The 2449-nt window shown below is 33.1% G+C and carries 2 protein-coding genes; both read left to right on the plus strand.

Annotation, left to right across the window (positions count from 1 at the left end; all coding sequences use genetic code 11):
- On the plus strand, positions 1-1415 hold a 1415-nt coding region (locus GCA01S_RS18810), incomplete at its 5' end, for an ATP-dependent nuclease (RefSeq protein WP_042412515.1).
- 483 nt (positions 1416-1898) lie between these two features.
- Complete coding sequence (locus tag GCA01S_RS18815) at positions 1899-2390, plus strand: GNAT family N-acetyltransferase (RefSeq protein ID WP_042412519.1); 492 nt, start codon at positions 1899-1901, stop codon at positions 2388-2390.
- Positions 2391-2449 lie beyond the last annotated feature (59 nt).

Here is a 2449-nt window from a genome sequence, read left to right on the forward strand (position 1 = left end):
ACGGGTATATTAAATCATTTATGAGTAATTTTAAGTTTGTTTATATACAGTCTAGTAATATAAATTTACCAAAACTTATATCTAATTATTTTAATGACGAAATTTTACCTGGTCTTGATCGTTTAAGAAGAAGACAAACTGAGCCTCTTAGATTGTTGAACGAATTCATTGATAAATCGAAAGAGGCAGTTCAAGATATTGAACGAGGAATAACAGATGAGTTTCATCAATTTACTCATTCAATTGATGGAGTTAACACAAGTAATTGGAAAGTTAAGGTTATGTTCCCTGAATTTGAATATTTAAGAGAGGCTATTTCTAATTTAGTGACATATACCTTATTTGATTCAAATGATCGACCGCTTGATACCAAAGGAAGTGGGATACAAAGACTTTTATTATTAGCTTTAATTAAGTACATTTCAAAGAATTCTTCTCAACAAGTGATATGGGCATTAGATGAGCCAGAAGTCTTTCTTCAACCTTCTTTACAAAGGGAAGTATTTAAACAACTTAAGGAAATGTCTTTAGAACAAAATATTTTTGTAACAACTCATTCATCACATTTTATTGATTTAAATAACTTGGATAATACTTTCTTATTTGATGCTGATCATGAAGTTAAAGAGTATGCTAGAAGACCTGGGAGACAGTTTATTAAGGTGAATACAAAGATACTACCAGTTTCAGGATATGAAAAAATTGAGAAGATAAAAAAACATTTGGGAATCCAAAGAAATGATGGATGGCAAATTACCCCATTCAATATTTTGGTTGAGGGAGATACTGACAAAAGCTATCTGCTATCCCTTGCGAATTGGTTTGATATTGAACCCCCAAATATATTAGTAGCTGGAGGAGCAGACAATTTTATGGGGTATCTGGAGTTTCTTTCTAATTTCTGTGAGGATTTAGATTTCAAACCTATAATTGTTTGTTTGTTGGATCATGATCAGAAGGGGAAAGAAATATATAATAGATTAAATAGTCGGAATAGGGGAAACATTGAATTACGTCCAATCTATGTTAAAAGGTTAGATGGTTTTGAAAATGGACGAATTGATTATGAAATTGAAGATTTAATATATAAAGAAATTATTTTTGAAGCTACTAATAAAATTTTAAGAAAAAAGCAATATAAAACTTTGGGGAAATCTGAATTTGAAAAAAGAGATCAACAAGCATTTCGAGAAAAAAATATACTCAAATTTTTAACTGAAATGGTTGCACAAAAAAATTCGGATAAAGACGTTATTAATTTTGAATCGCAGAGTATGAAATTGTGGTTATGTACCGAAGCATGCAAATTAATTGAAAATAACTATAAAGCAGACGAATTAATTGAGAAATATCCTATTGTAAGAGATTTTATTGCAAAAGAATTATTCTGTGAAGAAGGACTAGCAGTTCAATAAGTAGTTTCAAAGCTCCTCAGATAAACGAAGGCTGGGCTTCATTTCGCAAATGAGCTTAAACATGTAAATGAGAAATCACTTGTATATGAAAGTGGTTTTTTATTTGTTTGATGTTGAAATTTTTAATTATTTCTCATTTGATTGAGAAATTCAACGATCTTTAAAATGTTTATGTTAATCAGACTTAGTGAACGGGCTTCGGAGATCGAGAACATTCATTTGGCATGGAAAGAGCAACACTGGACTCCCCCGGAAATAATTGAAAATGATATTTGGCAATTCCAAAGAAAAGCAAGGTTGCTGTGATATTCAAATTGTAGAAGTAAAAGAAAGTCAAGATGATGCAGACAAAGCCACTATGAAACGTGGATGTTACCCATTTACATCTGATCGTGAGTGTTGCTAATGTGACATGGAAAAGGCATTAGGGTGATTCCTAGTGCCTTTTCTGTATAAAAATAAGGAGGGATTGGGATTTTTCATATGAACATTCGCAGCTTTCGCAAAGAGGATTGGCTGCAAGTAAAGGAAATTTACGAGCAAGGAATTGCGACAGGACAAGCAACGTTTGAAACGACAGTACCATCGTTCGAGAAATGGGAATCGACCATTGCCGCAAATTTATGTTTAGTCGCTGAAGATGAAAGAGTCATTCAAGGCTGGTGTAAGATCAGTAAAGTATCGGATCGCTGCGTGTATGAAGGAGTAGGAGAAGTGAGTGTGTATGTTCGAGATGTGAGCCGAGGAAAAGGAGTTGGGAAACAACTTCTACAAGCCATGATCAAAGAATCCGAGGAAAAAGGATTTTGGACATTAACTGCGGGGATTTTCCCGGAAAACATACCAAGTTTACGTTTACATCAAAGTGTTGGGTTTCGTGAAGTTGGTATAAGACAGCGTATAGGAAAATTAAATGGGGTATGGCGTGATGTGGTATTACTTGAGCGTCGCAGTCAAATTGTAGGTATAGATTGAGAATTACTTTTAGATTATGTAATTGCTTTGTATATAAATGATTATATTAGCCAATATCT

The organism is Parageobacillus caldoxylosilyticus NBRC 107762 (genome assembly GCF_000632715.1).
Lineage (GTDB): Bacteria > Bacillota > Bacilli > Bacillales > Anoxybacillaceae > Saccharococcus > Saccharococcus caldoxylosilyticus.

What these genes read in the sequence shown, in the direction of transcription:
- GCA01S_RS18815 (WP_042412519.1), top strand. Translation starts at nt 1,899, where the DNA reads ATGAACATTCGCAGCTTTCGCAAAGAGGATTGGCTGCAAGTAAAGGAA.